Source organism: Paenibacillus sp. SZ31, assembly GCF_012912005.1.
GTDB lineage: Bacteria > Bacillota > Bacilli > Paenibacillales > Paenibacillaceae > Paenibacillus.
Window position 1 is genome coordinate 1 of the sequence record NZ_JABBEA010000002.1, and the last position, 15,962, is coordinate 15,962.

15 protein-coding genes are annotated in these 15,962 nt (G+C 48.3%); 12 read left to right on the forward strand and 3 right to left on the reverse strand.

The window, feature by feature from the left end:
- The first annotated feature begins 429 nt into the window (after positions 1-429).
- From HF638_RS04725 to HF638_RS04740, 4 genes are all read left to right on the forward strand, one after another.
- On the forward strand, positions 430-1,479 hold the full coding sequence (locus tag HF638_RS04725) for a LacI family DNA-binding transcriptional regulator (protein ID WP_169479160.1): 1,050 nt from the start codon (positions 430-432) through the stop codon (positions 1,477-1,479).
- A gap of 54 nt (positions 1,480-1,533) precedes the next feature.
- Positions 1,534-2,706, forward strand: coding sequence for a Gfo/Idh/MocA family protein (locus tag HF638_RS04730; RefSeq protein WP_169479161.1), 1,173 nt, complete (start codon positions 1,534-1,536; stop codon positions 2,704-2,706).
- Positions 2,707-2,775: 69 nt separating this feature from the next.
- Positions 2,776-3,501, forward strand: coding sequence for a ThuA domain-containing protein (locus HF638_RS04735; RefSeq protein ID WP_169479162.1), 726 nt, complete (start codon positions 2,776-2,778; stop codon positions 3,499-3,501).
- Between the two features lie 96 nt (positions 3,502-3,597).
- Positions 3,598-4,704, forward strand: a complete 1,107-nt coding sequence (locus tag HF638_RS04740) for a Gfo/Idh/MocA family protein (RefSeq protein ID WP_169479163.1) — start codon at positions 3,598-3,600, stop codon at positions 4,702-4,704.
- A 167-nt stretch (positions 4,705-4,871) separates the two neighbouring features.
- Here the strand turns inward: HF638_RS04740 and HF638_RS04745 are convergent, their stop codons facing one another.
- Positions 4,872-5,690 (reverse strand): SPL family radical SAM protein, encoded by an 819-nt coding sequence (locus tag HF638_RS04745; protein WP_169479164.1) that lies wholly within the window; start codon positions 5,688-5,690, stop codon positions 4,872-4,874.
- A complete protein-coding gene (locus tag HF638_RS04750) occupies positions 5,687-6,271 on the reverse strand; it encodes an Ada metal-binding domain-containing protein (protein WP_169479165.1) in 585 nt (194 codons plus the stop codon). Before HF638_RS04750 ends, HF638_RS04745 begins: the two co-directional genes overlap by 4 nt.
- Positions 6,272-6,462: 191 nt before the next feature.
- Between HF638_RS04750 and HF638_RS04755 the strand changes: the two genes are divergently transcribed.
- Genes HF638_RS04755 through HF638_RS04770 form a run of 4 tightly spaced genes read left to right on the forward strand, consistent with a single transcriptional unit; the run spans position 6,463 to position 8,934 of the window.
- Complete coding sequence (locus HF638_RS04755; protein ID WP_169479166.1) at positions 6,463-7,443, forward strand: Gfo/Idh/MocA family protein; 981 nt, start codon at positions 6,463-6,465, stop codon at positions 7,441-7,443.
- A 30-nt stretch (positions 7,444-7,473) separates the two neighbouring features.
- Positions 7,474-7,638, forward strand: coding sequence for a hypothetical protein (locus tag HF638_RS04760; protein ID WP_169479167.1), 165 nt, complete (start codon positions 7,474-7,476; stop codon positions 7,636-7,638).
- A gap of 41 nt (positions 7,639-7,679) precedes the next feature.
- Entirely contained in the window at positions 7,680-8,048 is a 369-nt protein-coding gene (locus tag HF638_RS04765; protein WP_169479168.1) for a hypothetical protein, read from the forward strand.
- A complete protein-coding gene (locus HF638_RS04770; RefSeq protein ID WP_169479169.1) occupies positions 8,041-8,934 on the forward strand; it encodes an NAD-dependent epimerase/dehydratase family protein in 894 nt (297 codons plus the stop codon). The genes HF638_RS04765 and HF638_RS04770 overlap by 8 nt, the downstream gene beginning before the upstream one ends.
- Positions 8,935-9,343: 409 nt before the next feature.
- Here the strand turns inward: HF638_RS04770 and HF638_RS04775 are convergent, their stop codons facing one another.
- Positions 9,344-10,360: a LacI family DNA-binding transcriptional regulator gene (locus HF638_RS04775; protein ID WP_169479170.1), complete on the reverse strand. Its 1,017-nt coding sequence runs from the start codon at positions 10,358-10,360 to the stop codon at positions 9,344-9,346.
- Positions 10,361-10,772: 412 nt separating this feature from the next.
- Here HF638_RS04775 and HF638_RS04780 point away from each other — a divergent pair, with 412 nt between their 5' ends.
- The 4 genes from HF638_RS04780 to HF638_RS04795 all read left to right on the forward strand — a co-directional run bounded on the left by HF638_RS04780 (position 10,773) and on the right by HF638_RS04795 (position 15,921).
- Positions 10,773-12,563, forward strand: coding sequence for an L-fucose isomerase (locus tag HF638_RS04780; RefSeq protein ID WP_169479171.1), 1,791 nt, complete (start codon positions 10,773-10,775; stop codon positions 12,561-12,563).
- A 124-nt stretch (positions 12,564-12,687) separates the two neighbouring features.
- A complete protein-coding gene (locus tag HF638_RS04785) occupies positions 12,688-14,178 on the forward strand; it encodes a rhamnulokinase (protein WP_169479172.1) in 1,491 nt (496 codons plus the stop codon).
- Between the two features lie 69 nt (positions 14,179-14,247).
- Entirely contained in the window at positions 14,248-14,910 is a 663-nt protein-coding gene (locus tag HF638_RS04790) for a class II aldolase/adducin family protein (RefSeq protein WP_169479173.1), read from the forward strand.
- 282 nt (positions 14,911-15,192) lie between these two features.
- The gene (locus HF638_RS04795; protein WP_340398468.1) at positions 15,193-15,921 is read left to right on the forward strand and encodes an FCD domain-containing protein; all 729 of its coding nucleotides are present in this window, start codon (positions 15,193-15,195) and stop codon (positions 15,919-15,921) included.
- Positions 15,922-15,962: the final 41 nt, after the last annotated feature.

The following is a 15,962-nucleotide window of genomic DNA, read 5'->3' on the forward strand; positions in this document are numbered from 1 at the left end:
TCATTCTACACGAATCCGGCCATGGGCCATTTTTTATTTATTTCCAGTAGGTGTCGCACTTCATATTACAATTCGTCTAGTTAAAAGGATGGGGAAATGGGGTCAATCCATTCCTCATCCTTTTTGTGTTAAAAGCATTGACAACGGTTACATGGCATGAGAAAATGTACGCGCGTACATAAATATATATTTTTAATTACTATTTGATTTATTGATGAGCTATATATGTTGAACTAATCATTTGCACGATAACGGAGAGGACAGAAAAAACCTGAAAAAGCAAAGCGTTCGCCTTTATCCCCGGATTTTCCCCTTTAGAAAAAAGGAATCGAAAAATCTGGGGATAACAGCGATTGGAAGGTTGTTCTGTCATCGTAGTGTCAGTGTAAATAATCTTTAGTTCAACTTATATAAAAGGGGGTGAAATTCATGGCATCTCGTAGAGAAGTGGCTGATCTTGCGGGGGTTTCCGAGGCAACCGTATCCCGGGTGCTTAATGGGGTAGGTCCTATTAAAGAAGAGACGCGTCGCAAGGTTCTTGAAGCTTCCGAACAGTTAGGCTATGTGCCCAGCGCGCTTGCTCGCAGTTTTGCCAGAAGTAAAAGCGGGAACCTTGGTGTGGTATTACCTTATGTTCCGAAAGCGCATCTGTTCTCGGCGTATTTTTTCTCGGAAATGCTCAGTGGGATTGGAAGCAAAGCCAGAGACAATGGCATGGACCTGCTGGTCATGTTCCGGACACCCGGTGAAGTGATGAATTATACGGACCTGTTCCGGCGTCAGAAAGTGGATGCCTGCATTATCCTTGGTGCCAGAGATGATCACGAAGAACTGGTGGCCATGCAGCAGCTTCACCAGGAAGGTCACCCATTCTGTGTCATGAATCAGCATTTTGAAGGCCAATCGTTCACGGAAGTGGATGCGGATCATGTGGAAGGAAGCAGGCTTGCCATACGCCATCTTACGGATCAGGGGTATCGCAAAATCGCTTTTCTCAATGGTCCGGACAGCTACTCTAACAGCCAAGAGCGAATGGAAGGTGTCCGTCTGGGTCTGCAAGAAGCGGGTATGGAGCTGGACCCTAGCCTATTGCTTGAGGGGAATTACAGCAGACGAAGCGGCATTGCGGCCGCGGCAATTGTAGCAGATCGACTACATGAGATTGACGCTATTTTTGCGGCCAATGACCGGATGGCTATTGGGATCATGCATGGTTTGCGTGAGCGGGGAATAGGGCCTGCGGATTTTCCGGCATTTGTGGGTTATGACGACTCCGATGCCGCCGAGATGGCGGTTCCGCCGCTGAGTAGCGTACGGGTTCCATTTTTTGAAATGGGTGAACTTGCAGCATCGAAGTTAATGCGTGGGTCAGTGGGTGGAACACCTGAAGCGAATAACCCGGTTGTATCCGTAACTGAATCAGCAAGAGCGTTGTTGCCTACCGAACTGATCATCCGTGCTTCTTCTATACGTCAATAGTTTATTAGTGCATATATTGAAAGACTTTTTATTATTCCAAAGGAGGAAATGACCATGTCAAATCGTCTTCGTGTCGGAATGGTTGGATACAAGTTTATGGGGAAGGCCCACAGTAACGCTTATCGCAGTCTGCCAATGTTTTTCCCGTCTGCTCCGTTGCAGCCTGAGATGTCTGTGATCTGTGGACGTAACGAGCAGGGAGTTCAAGAGGCGGCGAGCCAGTTCGGTTGGTCCGAAAGTGTAACGGATTGGCGCGAACTGGTGAAGCGGGATGATATCGATCTGATTGATATTAACGCGCCAAGTGATGCCCATAAGGAAATAGCTTTGGAAGCGGCTCGTCAGGGCAAGCATCTGTTCTGTGAGAAACCACTGGCCCTGTCGCTCGCAGATTCGCGTGAGATGCTTCAAGCAGCAGAGGATGCTGGCGTCGCCCATATGGTGGGGTTCAACTATCGTTTCTCACCAGCAGTACAGTTAGCCAAAGATCTGGTGGAGAGCGGACGACTGGGTAAGATCTATCATTTCCGTGCGTTTTTCCTTCAGGACTGGATTATGGACCCTTCGTTCCCATTGGTATGGCGTTTGCAAAAAGAAGTGGCTGGATCCGGTTCCCATGGGGATCTGGGCGCGCACTTAATCGATCTAGCTCGTTTCCTTGTTGGTGAATTCCAGGAAGTCATCGGCATGAGCGAAACCTTTATCAAAGAACGACCCCTTGCATCTGAGATGACCGGACTAAGTGCAAAGGGCAGTTCCAATGCAGATGCACCGATGGGAGAAGTAACTGTCGACGATGCTACGCTATTCCTTGCACGATTCGCAGGAGGTGCGCTGGGCAGCTTCGAGGCTACACGCTTTGCGGCGGGGCATCGCAGTACGAATTCGTTTGAGATTAACGGTAGCCTCGGCAGTGTACGATTTGATTTTGAGCGTATGAATGAACTGGAAGTGTATTTCACAAAGGATGAAGAGGACGTACAGGGATTCCGCCGTGTATTGGCAACCGATCCTGCTCACAAATATTCCGAGGCCTGGTGGCCTGCCGGACATACGATTGGATTCGAGCACACGTTCACGCATGAAATGCTGGAGCTGGTGACTGCGATCTCTGAAGGACGACAACCATCACCGAGTTTCCACGATGGGGTCGCCTGTCAGGCTGTACTTGAAGCCGTAGAACGCTCGGTGACAGAGCGACGCTGGGTGACGCTTGAAGAGATGTGAGCAAGCAAGACAGCGAAGTCAGGATGAGGTTGAACACAACTAAAATATCCGAAAGCGAGTGATTAAACGATGAGCAAAGCACTGATTGTATGGGGCGGTTGGGATGGACATGAACCGGAACAGGTAGCAGCAATTTTTGAACGCATTTTGAAGGAAGAGCAGTTTGAGGTTGAAGTCTCGAATACGTTGGATTCTTATGCAGATGCAGAGAAGCTGCTGGGTCTGGATCTAATCGTGCCATTGTGGACGATGGGGCAGATTGAGCAGGAGCTGGTCAATAACGTATCAGCGGCTGTTCAGAGCGGTGTCGGCTTGGCTGGTATTCATGGCGGCATGTGTGATGCCTTCCGAAATAACGTGGACTGGCAGTTTATGACGGGTGGACAATGGGTTGCCCATCCAGGTAACGATGGCGTGGAGTATATGGTGAACATGAAGCGCGGCTCTAGTCCGTTGTTGGATCATATTGAAGATTTTCAGGTGAAAAGCGAACAGTACTACCTGCACGTAGACCCGGCAGTGGAAGTGCTGGCAACGACTCGTTTTCCAGTGGTGACAGGCCCGCATGCGGCGAATGGACCCGTAGATATGCCGGTTGTTTGGACGAAACGCTGGGGCGCAGGACGGGTATTTTACAACTCACTGGGACACCATGCGGACATTGTAGACATGAAACCTGTGACTGAAATGATGCGCAGTGGCTTCAAATGGACGGCAGCAGGCAAAGAGCTTGCGAAGACCCGAGCAGGTGCAGTGAATGAAGTATACACAGGTATGGCGGACAACCAGAACTAATGAAATTGTAGTTTAGTTGCACACGTAAAGTCAGTCTCAACCATTCATCCTCAATGGATAAACCATTTCTGATCCACGGCGAAGGGAGCCCCAGGCATGAAAACAATGAAAGTAGGCATTATTGGCTGCGGTAAAATCAGCGGAATATATATGGAAAACTGTCACCGGTTCGAGGTGCTGGAGCTTGTTGCTGTTGCGGATCTCGACCGGAAACGTGCCGAGGAGCAGGCAGCAGCCTATAACGTGCCAAACGTCTACAGCGTCGACGAAATCTTGGCTGATCCCGAGATTGAACTGATCATCAACCTGACGATTCCTTCCGTTCATGCGGATGTATGCTTGCGGGCGCTCGAATCAGGCAAACATGTCTATGTGGAAAAACCGCTCGCAGTTACCCGCGAGGAAGGTCAGGCCGTGCTCGAAAAAGCTAAGCGCAAAGGACTTCTCGTAGGCTGCGCGCCAGAGACGTTCTTCGGTTCAGGTATCCAGACTTCGCTTCAATTGGTGGAGGAGGGAGTGATCGGCAAGCCGGTGGCGGCGACCGCATTTATGATGAGTCGTGGTCATGAGCACTGGCACCCAGATCCGGAGTTTTATTACGCGTCAGGCGGTGGGCCGATGTTTGATATGGGTCCATACTATCTCACCGCATTGGTCCAGCTGATGGGACCGATCAAGTCGATTGCAGGTATGACAGGTAAAGCCATGGAAGAACGGACGATTACGAGTGAGAAAAAGAGAGGCCAGACGGTTCCCGTCGAAATTCCAACTCACGTTACCGGTCTGCTACAGTTTGAACAGGGAGCCATTGGCACACTGATTACGAGCTTTGACGTATTTGGCGGAAGTGCACTGCCACCGATTGAGATATATGGCACGCACGGTACATTGCAGGTACCTGACCCCAATACCTTCGGCGGTCCAGTTCGTTACCGCTTGCTGGGTGAACAGGAATGGACGGAGGTTCCGCTTCTCCCAGGGTATCAGGAGAATACACGTGGCATCGGTGTGGCAGATATGGCCTATGCAGCACATAGCGGACGTGCACACCGGGCAAGTGGGGAGCTGGCATACCACGTTCTTGAGGCCATGTGGGCATTCCACGATTCATCAGATGAGCAGACATTCTACCAAATGAAAAGCTCGTGTCAGCGCCCAGCTGCATTGCCGGTGGATCTACCATTGTATACATTGGATAAATAAGACAGTCATTATTGCTTATATCATGACGAACAGCCCCTTTTCCTTCTAACAAGGAAAGGGGCTATTTTTTATTAAATCAAAAAATCTGGGAATAACAGCGATCGGAAGGTTGTTCTGTCATCGGAGTATCCAGTGTAAATATTCTTTAGTTCAACTTATATAGCCATTTAGGGCTCGAAACCCGCCTGACTGATCCAGATCTCATCCTCGGCAAAATAGTCTTTTATCCGCTGAGCGACAATCTGATACGCATCTGGATGATACCAGTGCTCCATGTCCACTTGCTGATAGAGCGACTCCATACCGAGTCGACGGGTGCGCTTGCCCTCACTGCCATCGCCCATGAAATAATCGTCAATGCATACACGCTGAACCAGAGGTCTCAAGATAGCTGCAAACTGTTCACTGCTGGGTAATACGGGAGCAATCGCAACCTGTGTGGGTATTCCAGCATCCCGCAACTGTTCCAGTGCACGTAAACGGCCTGCAATCGGGGGAGCGGAAGGACTGAAATGCTTGCGCATATCGTCCAGGTCCGTCTCCACGGTCATGCTTACCCGAACTCGGTCGCCTAGCTGCTGTAGCAGATCGATATCCCGTGTAACCAGTGGACTGCGGGTCTGAACCAAGACGAAATCCGGCGGAAACTGAACCATCGTTTCAAGCAAAGAACGCGTGATACACTCCTTGTACTCTGCGGGTTGATACGGGTCGGTACTGGATGACATGAATATGGTGACTTTGCCTTTCGGCAGGGCGCGCTGCAATTCTTTGGCGAATACTCTAGAAGCCTCCTGTTTCACATCGACCCAGCTTCCCCAATCCTCTTTGCGAAATAAAGAGACAGGAATCTGTCTGACATAACAATAGGAACAACCGAAGGCGCAGCCTGTGTAAGGATTCAGTGTATGTGTATAGCCATGAAGGAAACCTGTTCCTTTGTTCATTAACGTTTTAGGTACTTTGTAAGTAAGGTTGGTCTTCATGAGTTGTCATGCCTTTCGCGGTAGTGTGCAGGTGTGAGACCTGTATGTTTGCGAAATACAGTGATGAAATAAGCTGAGTTGGGTATACCGACATAGCGTCCAATATCGGTGACGTTAAGTCTTGTATTTTCAAGCAATTTCCGGGCTTCGGTGATTCGTTTTTCCTGAATATATTGAACAGGTGTGTGGCCTGTAATCCGCTTAAATACACGATGCAGATGATAGGGACTGCCATGACTTACAGTGGCTAGGACATCCAAGGTTAGAGGTTCGGCGTAATGATGTTCGATGTAATCGGTGATCCCGTATATCCACTCCTGATCCGGTACGCGCTCGCCGGTTGGCTTGCAACGTTTGCAGGGTCTGAACTTTCGTGCTAACGCTTCTTCAGCATGTTGAAATATTAGGACATTCTCAACTTTGGGTGCTCTGGACTTACAGGAAGGTCGACAGAAAATACCCGTTGTCTGCACACCGTAAAAGAAGATTCCATCATAAGAATTATCGTTGTGGATGATGGCATGCCAGTATTTTTGCTCTATAGATTCAGGCTGTATGCGATCTTGATCTCGACTTTCCACGGTGATCACCTCACCTCTAATTATACCCCTGATTCCTTGGGATTGACGAAGTTTCGACTCAAAAAGCAAGATATCAATATCTGGAGATATAGCTCCTTCCTTCAATCTGAACGAAATATGAGCTACAATATACAAGATGGTATACAGGTTAGAACTCAAATGAAATTTATAGATGAAAGAGGTAGGTAGGCATGGTTCGTTTTGGCGTAGTGGGTACCAACTGGATTACAGAAAGGCTTCTGGAAGCTGCAGCACAGGTTGAAGGATTCAAATTGACCGCTGTGTATTCAAGAACTGAGGATAAGGCTAATGCATTTGCAGATAAATATGAGGTTGAACATCGCTTCACTGATCTGGAAGAGTTGGCGGCAAGTGATGTGATCGATGCAGTCTACATCGCAACACCAAATACGGTTCATGCGGAGCAGGCTGAGCTTTTTCTGAGAAACGGTAAACATGTATTGTGCGAGAAACCTCTGGCTGCAAATAGCGCAGAAGTTCGGAGTATGATCGATACAGCACGAGAACACGAGGTTCTGCTCATGGAAGCGATGAAATCGACCCTTGTTCCCCAGTTCAAAATGGTGAAGTCTAACCTGCATAAAATCGGTCCTGTCCGCAAATACGTAGCAGGATACTCCCAGTATTCTTCTCGTTACGACAAGTACAAAGAGGGGATTGTCCTGAACGCGTTCAAGCCTGAACTCGCTAATGGGGCGTTAATGGATCTCGGTGTGTATTGTCTCTATCCGCTGGTTACGTTGTTCGGTGCACCTAACCGGGTTCAGTCCCAAGCGATGATGCTGGAATCTGGCGTGGATGGACAAGGTAGCGTGCTGCTGGACTATGATGGGATGGATGCGGTCGTTACATACTCCAAAATCTCCAACTCTCATCTACCAAGCGAAATTATGGGGGAACTGGGCAGCATTATCATTGACAAGATTGGTTCACCAGAACATGCAGAGATACGTTACAATGACGGTACAGTGGAGCAAATCACAGTCGAACAAAACCATCCGGCGATGTATTATGAAGTGGAGGAGTTCGTGAATCTGGTTCAGCAAGGCGAAAAGGAATCCGGCATGAATACGTATGAACGCTCCTATGTGACGATGCAGGTTATGGATCAGATTCGAAAGCAGATTGGGCTTGTGTTCCCTAACGATTGATTCAAGAACAGGAAAGGTAGCTGAGACGAGATGAGCAGAGATGAGCTGAGCAACTATGGAGAGCATAAGAAGAACAGCGGAGAAGATCAGGAGTCCATTAATTCTGGAGGTTTGGAACTGACGCAGATCGTTTTCATAGGAAGAACCTTCGAGGAATATATGTATGGGATCAATTTTGGTCAATCCAGGGGTTAAAGGAAGAACGAACTCGTGCCATCACAGATTGCATCGTAGATATGAGAATGTATCCTGACCGTTATGTGGCGTCTGTGCTGCCGGAGCTTACCTTTGCCAATGAGCAATTCGATCTGACGTTATCCGCCCATTTCCTGTTTACGTATGCGGGTCGATTGGATGTTGATTTTCATGTTGCAACCGTCATGGAGCTGCTGCGTGTGACCAAACGAGAGGTTCGCATTTTTCCGACAGTGGATATGTCTGGCGATCGTTACAAGCATATGGATGCTTTAAAATTAATACTCGAAGAGCGTGGGTGCACCGTATCCGAAGAACCAACAGCATATGAGTTTCAACGAAACGCTCACACCATGCTTCAAATTGTTAAACATAAATCGAACAAGATAGGAGGTTTTTTGGATGAATAAAGTTCTTATACTTGGGGGTACACGTTTTTTTGGTAAACGTCTCGTGGATCACTTGCTGTGGGAAGGGAAGTCTCAGATCACAGTCGCGACTCGTGGTAAAACGGAAGCTGACTTTGGACCTGAAGTGAACCGAATCAAGATGGATCGCGAAGACCCGGAATCTCTGGCAGAGGTTGCGCAGACAGACATGTGGGATGTCGTGTACGACAATATCTGCTATTCACCCGATGCGGCGAAAGCAGCATGTGAAGCTTTTGCAGCGCGAACCAAAAGATACGTTCTGACATCTACACTGTCTGTGTACGGTGATCCCAAACCGGGATTTGCGGAAACGGATTTTGACCCGTATACATATCCATTACAATATGGGAGTGCGGATGATTTTTCGTACGGAGAAGGCAAACGGCTTGCAGAGGCTGTATTTTTCCAGGAAGCGGATTTCCCGGTAGTGGCGATGCGCATCCCAATTGTACTCGGGATTGATGATTATACGAGAAGACTTCATTTTCATATTGAACATGTGCAAAAAGGAAAACCGATCGGCATGCCAAATCCGGATGCGGAGATTGGATTTATCAATTCCACCGAAGCGGCAAGATTTCTCGCTTGGCTTGGACATTCGTCCATCACCGGTCCGGTGAATGCGGCTTCCAAGGGTGCGATTACGCTCTCAGCCATGATGCATCTGATCGAGACCGTCACGGGCATGCAGTCCCAGATCCTTACGGAAACCGTGAAAGAGGACATGTCACCATTCGGGATTGAACAATCATGGACGATGGAGACGACCAAGGCAGAACAAGCAGGGTATACATTCGAAGCTCTGATGGACTGGTTCCCGGGACTCGTTCGTGAGGTCGCCCTCGCTTTACAGTCGGAGCGGTAGAAATATCGACTCGGATGGAACTGAAATAAACCTGATGGGCCAATCGGTTCGAACAAACTGATCTTTTCAACGAATGAATGTAAAACAGGGTGCAGCCAGAGCGTAATCTCCGGTGCACCCTGTTCATGTTTTACATTATTTTAAATCTGAATTGAACCTAATCTAGATAAGTGGGACTAATCATTTACACGATAACGGAGAGGACAGAAAAAACCTGAAAAAGCGAAGCGTTCGCCTAAAAGCTTTCTGAAAGAAAGCTGCTTCGGAAGCATACGCTATCTCCGGATTTCCCCTTTAAAAGGGAATGAAAAAATCTGGGGATAACAGCGATTGGAAGGTTGTTCTGTTATCGTAGTGTCAGTGTAAATAATTTTTGGTCCACTTATTTAGTCAACTCACGCGCTTAACTCTAATTTTGCTCACGTGGAGCAGTAGCTGAAGCCCGTATGCGCAGTTCTGACGGTAGAATGACGGTTTGGGCTTCGGGAGGAGCCATGCCCTCAATCCGGTCAATCAGCATCTGTACTCCCTGAAATCCAAAATCATATGCGGGCTGTGCAGCTACGGTCAGGAAAGGATCAAAGGCCGAAGCCAGATCCAGATCGTCGAAGCACACGACAGAGATGTCTTCTGGCACACGCAGTCCCCTTTTGCGCAAAAGTCGAATGACTCCAATCGCCAGCATGTTGTTGGCGGCAAAAATGGCTGTTGGTTGATCCGGTTGAGAGAGTAGTCGACCCAGCCCCTCGTCATCGCTGAAATCCCGGTACCCGGTTCGGAGTACAAGCTCGGGATCGATATCAGCTCCGGCCTCACGCAAACCCGCTACATAACCTTCCTCCCGCAGTCTGGCGGTAGAAACCTCCGAAGAACCATTGACCAGTGCAATGCGCCGGTGCCCCAATTGCACCAGATATCGGATCAGCTCAATCGCGCCTTCCAGGCTATCTCCAGCAATGATATCTGACGTAATGCCAGGTACGGTGCGGTCCAGAAAGACAAAGGGAATGTGACGTTCCTGCAGCTGTTTCAGATGAGGAAGAGAACGATCCCCCGCCGGGGCATAGAGTACACCATCCACACGAGTAGACAGAATCGCATCCACGTAATCCTTTTCCTTATTGTAATCCTCGTCACTATTACCGAATAAAAGACGGTATCCACGAAGATGGGCTGCATCTTCAGCACCACGCGCCAGTGTTGTATAAAAAGGGTTGGTAATATCTGTAATGAGCAGGGAGAGCATCTGGGTTCGTTGAAGCACAAGGCTGCGTGCATTGGAGTTCGGGATGTAGCCCAGTTCGTCGATCACCTGTTGCACACGTTCGCGTGTCGCGGAACTTATGCGGCCTGTATGATTAATGACTTTGGAGACCGTCATGGCGGAGACGTTGGCTTTTTTGGCAATATCGTAAATGGTAATCATTAGAATCTAACCTTTCCGCAACATAGTCTTACCATTCTATAGGATAATGCCAATTGACAGCAAGATAGGCTCGTGCTATGTTAGGGTTACCGATAACCCTAATGGGTTCTGAACGTCTTTACTACATAAACCATTTCGTTAAATTTGCTCATGCACGTTCCATTTTCTTGAATAGAGGAACTACATATACAGCTAATTAATGAAGTGGTTTATTGTTATTTTTTAAAATATGTAAACGCATTCAATATTAATTGAGGCTCTTGATAATCTGTGTATGTAATTCTTGCGTGCAACTCGGGTATCGGTTATATCTCCGTCATTATCTTATTCCAATCACTGCACATGGATCAGACAGAAGGTTTCTCAATTCAACCCAAATTCTATGAAACGAATTGAAGGAGGACGCTCTAGTATGACACATCAGGATTATCGTTATAAGCAGGCTTTCCCCAAGATTGGTATTCGTCCCACGATTGATGGAAGACGCAAAGGTGTTCGGGAGTCACTGGAAGAGCAAACGATGCGGATGGCGACATCCGTTGCTGAGCTGCTTGCAGCAGAAATACGTTATCCTGACGGGTCCGCGGTGGAGTGTGTTGTTGCTGAGACCTGCATTGGCGGAGTGGCCGAAGCGGCCGCAGCAGCAGAACTGTTCAGCCGTTCGAACGTTGGCGTAACGATTACCGTGACACCATGCTGGTGTTACGGTACGGAAACGATGGACATGTCGCCGTCCATTCCAACAGCCATCTGGGGTTTTAACGGGACTGAGCGTCCGGGTGCAGTATATCTGGCAGCGGTACTCTCTGCCCATGCACAGAAGGGAATTCCGGCCTTTGGGATCTATGGAGAGGATGTGCAGGACGGCGGAGATACTACGATTCCCGATGACGTGCGTGAGAAATTGCTCCGGTTCAGTCGTGCGGGTCTTGCAGCCGCGACCTTGAAAGGGCAAGCCTATCTGTCTATTGGATCGGTATCCATGGGGATTGCAGGTTCGATTGTGAACGATTCATTTTTCCAGGAGTATCTGGGCATGCGTAATGAATACGTGGATATGAGTGAACTCACTCGTCGTATTGAAGAAGAAATCTATGACCCCGAGGAGTATAAGCTCGCACTGGCCTGGGTGAAGGAGAACTGTAGCGAAGGTCCAGACAACAACGCTGCCCATCTGCAAACAGATCGCAAACGCAAAGAATACGAATGGGAAACCGTTGTGAAAATGACCCAAATTGTACGTGACCTCATGGCAGGTAACCCAAGATTGGCTGAGCTTGGTTTTACAGAGGAATCGATGGGCCACCACGCGATTGTATCCGGCTTCCAGGGACAACGGCAGTGGACGGATCATTTTCCGAACGGAGATTTTCTCGAGTCGATATTGAATTCTTCCTTTGACTGGAACGGCAAACGTGCGCCTTATCTGGTAGCAACAGAGAATGATAGCTTGAACGGGGTATCGATGTTATTCGGTTCGTTGCTCACACATACGGCACAGATCTTTGCTGATGTGCGGACGTATTGGAGTCCGGACTCGGTACAGCGTGTGACGGGACATCAGTTGGAAGGAAATGCGAAGGGCGGCATTCTGCATCTGATTAACTCCGGTTCCGCAGCCTTGGATGGCACTGGACAACAGTCCAGAGATGGTAAGCCTGTACTCAAGCCTTTCTGGGAAATTACAGATGAGGAAGTTCAGGACTGTCTGAAAGCAACATCGTGGAGACCGGCATCCGTAGAGTATTTCCGCGGGGGTGGCTATTCAGCGGATTTCTTGACCAAAGGCGGCATGCCTGTAACGATGACACGTCTGAATCTGGTCAAAGGACTGGGACCGGTGCTGCAAATCGCTCAGGGTTACACGGTCGATCTGCCTGAAGATGTTCATGATACGCTGGATAAGCGAACAGATCCAACATGGCCATCCACCTGGTTTGCACCTGTTCTAACCGGATCGGGAGCGTTTACTTCCGTATACGAAGTCATGAATCAATGGGGCGCCAACCATGGCTCTATCTCGTATGGACACATCGGTGCAGATCTGATTACGCTCGCTTCCATGCTTCGCATTCCGGTAAACATGCACAATGTCCCAGAGTCGGAGATTTTCCGTCCGCGTGCATGGGGATTATTCGGCACGAGTGAGCCGGAGAATGCAGACTACCGTGCTTGCAGTGTATTTGGTCCGTTGTATCGTTAAAATAAAGTTCCATTCCTGTCAAACGCCATGTTCCTTGTGAAATGAGGTAACATGGCTTTCTCTTGAAAGCCATGTTCAGAACTCGAATACGGCTTATCGCGCAGAGTTAAGGAGGCTTGAAAGAATGGGCAATCAAGCAACACATGTGCTTGCTGCCGATTACGGTGCCGGTAGTGGACGCGTAGTCCGGGGTTCTTTTGATGGAAGCAGACTCTCGTTACAAGAAGTGCATCGATTCAACAACGAACCCGTGCAGCTGGGGGATGGATTGTATTGGGATTTCTTGCGACTTTTTCATGAATTAAAACAAGGCATTGTGAAAGGGACGCAAGGCATATCTCTATCGGTCCGTTCTATAGCAGTGGATACGTGGGGAGTGGACTATGGCCTGGTGGATTCTGCTGGAAGATTATGCTCGAACCCGCGTCATTATCGGGAAACACGCAATGCGCAGTGGATGGAAGAAGTTCTGCACATGGTGAAAGAAGAAGAACTGTATGCCATGTCTGGCGTTCTGCCGCAGCAAATCAATACGGTATTTCAACTGTTAGGCAGTGTACGAGAGCATGTCGAAGGTTTGCGTCCGGATGTGCGCATGTTATTTATGCCGAATTTATTTCAATATTATCTATCCGGTCAGCAGGCTTGTGAGTATACGATTGCAAGTACCAGTGGGCTGTTGCATGCAGGCGAGGCGCGTTGGAATGAACATCTGATCGGGCGTCTTGGTATACCGGAAACATTATTTCCAAAGCTCGTTCAGCCCGGTACCGTGCTGGGGGAGTTAACGAATGACTTATGCGCCGAATTAAGGACTGGACCGATGCAGATCGTTTCAGTGGGCTCACATGATACCGCATCTGCCTTGGCAGCGATTCCTGCGATGGATTCGGATTTTGCTTTTATCAGCTGTGGAACCTGGTCTCTTATGGGTGTGGAGCGAGATACACCTGTATTGGATGACCGAAGCCGTGCATTGGGATTCACTAATGAAGGGACTGTGAATGGCAAAGTACGCACCCTGAAAAATCGTTCAGGCCTGTGGCTGCTACAGGAATGCAAACGACAGTGGGAGCGAGAGAATCAACTTTTTACACATGAAGAACTGATTCAATTGGCTACCTTGTCAACGCCGCATCAAAGTTACGTATCGCCGGGAGATGGCGTGTATTTGGCGCCAGGGAATATGGCTGAACGAATACGGCAACAATGCAGTCTCAGCGGACAGACAGTGCCCGAAACGACTGGAGCGATTGTGCGCTGCATTCTGGAAAGTCTTGCACTGGAATTCAGACAGACGCTGGATGAACTGCAGTTGATTACAGGTACAAGACCTCGTGTCATTCATATGGTTGGTGGCGGTGTGCACAATCGTCTACTATGCCAGTTTACAGCTAATGCAGCCGGCGTCCCGGTGGTGGCAGGCCCGGCAGAGGCGACTTCAGCCGGGAATTGCATGCTGCAATTCCTTGCACATGGAGAAGTGGGTAGCTTGACCGAGATTCGGGAGATCATGGCTGCTTCCTTTTCCCCCGAGATCTATGAGCCTGAGGATACAGAGCTGTGGCAGGAAGCTTATGAAAGCTACCAAAGTCTGAATCAAATCAAAAATTAATGAACAGATTCAATGAAATGAGCATGGACGCAAAATGCTAAAAAGAAAAGGATGAGGAGTGGAGAAAACATGTCTGAACAACAAGTAAGGGAAGAGTTAACGAAGTATGCCCGGAGAGCCGTTGCCCAAGGACTGGTGGTCGGACCTGGTGGGAATCTGAGCGCTCGCTCTGGGGGAACGATGTTATTGTCTCCGAGTGGTTATGCACTTGAGGATCTGGAGCCTGACGAATGGATCGCTATTGATATCGAGACAGGGGAAACTCGTGCCGGAGCAACACGCCCTTCTTCCGAAGTATTGATGCATCTGTACAGCTACCGTGTGAATCCTGATATCCAAGCCATTGTGCATACGCATCCGGCATATACGATCGCACTCAGTCTCGTTTTCAATGAATTGCCACACTTGTTCCCTGATCAGTCGGCATTGGTGGGCGATATCGGGTTCGTTCCATATGTTCTGCCAACGACGAAACTACTTGCCGATGCAGTCTCAGCAAAGGTAGAAGAACATACGGCACTCATTCTCGTCAATCACGGATTGGTCACAACGGGTAAAAACCTCCGCGAAGCCTATTATCGCACCCAGGTGGTGGAAGAAAGTGCGAAGGTATATATGATTGCAAAGGCAGCCGGGGAACCCAAGGTGCTTACTGCGGAAGAATATAAGGAAATCCAATCTCTTGAAAGTGAAGCCTACCGTGTGCAGTTGCTGCAACAACTCAAGTCCTGATACATTATTTGTTCATAAGTGATTTTGAAAAATTGCTATGTTAAGAGCAGATTTCATCCTCCAGTTAAACGCTGGAATAAAGGATGTGAAATGCTCTTTTTTAATTTTTATTTTGAATTGAAAAGGCACAGAATATCGTTGAAAAAAATAATTCGCACTAATTGGGTAAGAATTGTTGAATTTACGTTGGTTTGAAGTTATACTATCGTTAATCATCAATGAGTAACAACTACGAGAAAGTCGATTAAATAATAATTAAGTAACTAAGAGGGGGGATATGTAGTGGGTCCTGAGTTAAACGAAATGGAGTTGGAATACGAACTGCTGAAGCAGCTTCGAGACGCGAGCGCTCCCATCGGGGCCAGTACGTTAGTTCATACTTTGGGCAAAACGTATGGTCTGAGTCAGGCAACCATCGGAAGAAGGCTTATGGAGATGGATGTTGAAGGTTTTACGGTCCTGGAGGGTCGCAAGGGAAGAACCTTGACCGAACAGGGACAGGAGCGAATCAAGACGTTGGAAAGAGATTTGCAGCAAAAAAGCGTAAATTCACAGTTAATTCAAATGCTGAACCATTCTGGGGAAAAGGCTCTGTTAGATGTTCTTGTTGCCAGAAGGGCTCTTGAACGGGAGATCGCTTCCCTCGCAGCACAGCGTGCCTCGAAAGAATACATAGTACTGTTGCAAGCATCGATTACGAACCAGCATGAATTGCTTTCCAAGAATATTATACCATACGAGGAGGACCGGGAGTTTCACAGATTACTGGCTTATGCCGCGCAAAACCAAATTCTTCTGCATGCGGTTGAACTGGTGTGGGAGACAAGCCGCGATTTTCTGGAGACCGCGTATATTCGCCGGAGAGTAGGAAGTGAATTAGTTGTGGATCATCAGCAGATTCTGGATGCTATAGTAGCGGGCTCTCCAGAGCGAGCTGAAGCGGCAATGGTGAATCATATCAATCAAATGATCGATGATGTCAAACGTTATTTCACCATGCAAAACCAATAACATTCCATAGAATGAGACCCGGTGATAAAGGAGTTGAGCTT

Coding starts and splice junctions, on each gene's coding strand:
- HF638_RS04785 (WP_169479172.1), top strand. CDS start 12,688: ATGGGCAATCAAGCAACACATGTGCTTGCTGCCGATTACGGTGCCGGT.
- HF638_RS04760 (WP_169479167.1), top strand. CDS start 7,474: ATGAGCAGAGATGAGCTGAGCAACTATGGAGAGCATAAGAAGAACAGC.
- HF638_RS04775 (WP_169479170.1), bottom strand. CDS start 10,360: ATGATTACCATTTACGATATTGCCAAAAAAGCCAACGTCTCCGCCATG.
- HF638_RS04735 (WP_169479162.1), top strand. CDS start 2,776: ATGAGCAAAGCACTGATTGTATGGGGCGGTTGGGATGGACATGAACCG.
- HF638_RS04755 (WP_169479166.1), top strand. CDS start 6,463: ATGGTTCGTTTTGGCGTAGTGGGTACCAACTGGATTACAGAAAGGCTT.
- HF638_RS04740 (WP_169479163.1), top strand. CDS start 3,598: ATGAAAACAATGAAAGTAGGCATTATTGGCTGCGGTAAAATCAGCGGA.
- HF638_RS04765 (WP_169479168.1), top strand. CDS start 7,680: ATGAGAATGTATCCTGACCGTTATGTGGCGTCTGTGCTGCCGGAGCTT.
- HF638_RS04725 (WP_169479160.1), top strand. CDS start 430: ATGGCATCTCGTAGAGAAGTGGCTGATCTTGCGGGGGTTTCCGAGGCA.
- HF638_RS04790 (WP_169479173.1), top strand. CDS start 14,248: ATGTCTGAACAACAAGTAAGGGAAGAGTTAACGAAGTATGCCCGGAGA.
- HF638_RS04730 (WP_169479161.1), top strand. CDS start 1,534: ATGTCAAATCGTCTTCGTGTCGGAATGGTTGGATACAAGTTTATGGGG.
- HF638_RS04770 (WP_169479169.1), top strand. CDS start 8,041: ATGAATAAAGTTCTTATACTTGGGGGTACACGTTTTTTTGGTAAACGT.
- HF638_RS04780 (WP_169479171.1), top strand. CDS start 10,773: ATGACACATCAGGATTATCGTTATAAGCAGGCTTTCCCCAAGATTGGT.
- HF638_RS04745 (WP_169479164.1), bottom strand. CDS start 5,690: ATGAAGACCAACCTTACTTACAAAGTACCTAAAACGTTAATGAACAAA.